Source organism: Bacteroidia bacterium (assembly GCA_025056095.1).
Classification (GTDB): Bacteria; Bacteroidota; Bacteroidia; order JANWVE01; family JANWVE01; genus JANWVE01.
Genome location: JANWVW010000301.1, coordinates 1 through 2,530, shown reverse-complemented (window position 1 = coordinate 2,530; position 2,530 = coordinate 1). Strand labels below are relative to the sequence as shown.

Annotated in this window: 2 protein-coding genes; both read left to right on the top strand. The window is 32.0% G+C overall.

Going from position 1 to position 2,530, the window contains the following annotated elements; all coding sequences use genetic code 11:
- The coding region (locus NZ519_13625; protein MCS7029794.1) for a DegT/DnrJ/EryC1/StrS family aminotransferase at positions 1-436 on the top strand (436 nt) is incomplete at its 5' end.
- A gap of 417 nt (positions 437-853) precedes the next feature.
- Positions 854-2,254, top strand: a complete 1,401-nt coding sequence (locus NZ519_13620) for a hypothetical protein (GenBank protein ID MCS7029793.1) — start codon at positions 854-856, stop codon at positions 2,252-2,254.
- Positions 2,255-2,530 lie beyond the last annotated feature (276 nt).

Genomic DNA, 2,530 nt, shown 5'->3' with positions numbered 1-2,530 from the left:
GGTAGATGTAGGTTCTTCTTTTTTGCCTTCAGAAATTATTGCTGCCTTTTTATGGGCACAATTAGAACATTTGGAGCAAATTCAACAACGGCGGCTAAGTATTTGGCAAGCCTACTACAACAACTTACAAGATTGGGCAACTTCGCATGGAATCAGATTGCCCTTTATACCTCCATATGCTACTAATAATGCACACATGTTTTACCTCTTGTGCGAAAGTTTAGAACAACGAACAGCCTTAATAGAACATCTCAAGAGAAATGGCATAGTGGCAGTTTTTCATTACCAAAGCCTTCACAAGTCTCCTTTTTATGCCTCGCGTCATGATGGAAGAGAACTCCCTAATAGCGACTACTACAGTGATTGTCTAGTGAGGTTGCCCATGTTCTACAATTTAGAAGTCGAAAAAGTCATTGAGGCAGTGAGAAAGTTTTGAGCTCTATGCAGATTTAAGTTTTTGTACTAATCCTTTGATTTATAAACGTTTAAATAGATGTTTAACTACGAGCTGATAGTTTATAACAAGGATAGGTTAAATGCATGGGTTTATAAAAACCCATTAATATCTTCGTTTATTTTCACAAGCATAGTATTTATTTCTCTTTTATACCTTTTCAAGGTTACTTATTTAAATAATGACGATTCAGGAATGATGCTATGGATACGTGGCATAGGTATAGGTAAGCCTTCTGTAAGAATTCTTTTTGTAAACATATTGTATGCACGTTTCATTCGATTGTTATATGATTGGATTAATGCAATAGACTGGTATCCTCTAATTTTTCTGGTAATATTATTTATTTCTTATCTCTACATTTCATACCTAACTTTTAAATACACTTTAAGTGTTTACATGAAAATTTTATATGTTACTGTTTTTCTATCAACATTTTTATTTCCTATTGTGTCTTTGCAATTTACGATAATATCAGGAATTGCTGGGATTGCAGGGGTATATGGTTTAATAACATCTAATAATAAAAAAGAAAAGGTTGTTGCCTTCTTACTTTTGATTGTTTCCAGCCTAATTAGAATGGACTCTTTCCGTTTGGCAATAGTTGTGTTTATACCTGCTTACATATATAAGTTATATTTTTATTATTTTTACAAAAATCATGCTTTATTTTCTCTTTCTCACTTAAAGCACAATCTATGGGTTCTTTATTTAGCAATTAGTATTGCTGCAGCAGAGATTCTGCATCATTATAGTGCAAACGCTTATGGATATTATTACCAATTTAACATAACGAGAGTTGAAATTCTTGACAAAGAAGGTTTAGAAAAAATTTCGCATGATGATAAAACAGGAATTTTGCAAAATGTGGGATGGAGTTTGAATGATTATGATATGCTCATGAACTGGTTTTTCCTTGACTCAACCATTTACAATAAAAGTAATTTCTTAAAAATAATTAATTTAATCCCTAAGAAAAAAATTAATTCATTGTTTAATTTCATAGCATCTAATTATAAACATTTGATAAGTGAAATACTATCACTTCCTGTAATGTGGGCTTTGCTCTTAATTTACTTAAGTGTAATTTTGTACGAAGCCTCTTATATAAAATTTTTCTTTTTAGTGATAACTTTATTATATTTCTTTTTGCTCTACTTATTAATTTCATTTTTTTACAGAGTACCACCTGAAAGAGTATTTATTGTCATGGACGCCGCGACAGCAATAATTCCTTTTGCAATAAATATTATCCATTCAGCTAACAGTTTGTTTGAAAGGGTAAATAACTTTTATATAAGAGTACTTTTGGTGGTAATTAGTTTTTACCCAGTTCAGAAAATTCTTAGAGATACGCGCTATACAATAGTTTATACATGGGGAAATTTCAAAAAATCTGATAAGCAGCCTCTTAAAGAGATAGTTGAGGAATTAGCTGCGCAGTATCCTAATATGAAATTATTAGTTTCATGGGCAGCAGCATTTCCCTATGAGATGATAGAACCATTTAAAGATACTTCTTATCTCAACACAATTAAAATATTCTCCTTAGGTACGTATCAGCAGTTACCTGAAAACCAAGAACTACTTTCAAAACTCAATATTACAGACCTATATTTAGCTATTTGTGAACAGCCTGATATTTATGTGCTCATCCTTAAGCGTTTTGCGGATAAGTACCCAATTTTATATCAAACATACATGAAAGAACACTACAAAAAGAATATCATATATCAGTTTCTACCTGATCCTTTTCCAAATGCTGTACTTGTAAAGTTTAGTATTGCTGAAGAAAAGTGAGACAAAATATCTTTTTTTCCGCAAGTTTATGCTTAAGTAATTATCTTAGGATTTTTTTCGCGCCTTAATGCAACTTTGTTGCATAAATCGTAAAATCTTTGTACTTTGCGCCGCCTATGAGACATCTCCCAAAAAATATTACCAATTGCACGCTTTTGCCAGCTATTTTTATCACCTTGTTGCTTCACTCTTTTTGTTGTGTATTGCCCTTTTTGCCATTGGCTTTAGGAGCGGGCAATGTCATAGTCGCGTGGATAAGTTTTTTTACAGGTTATC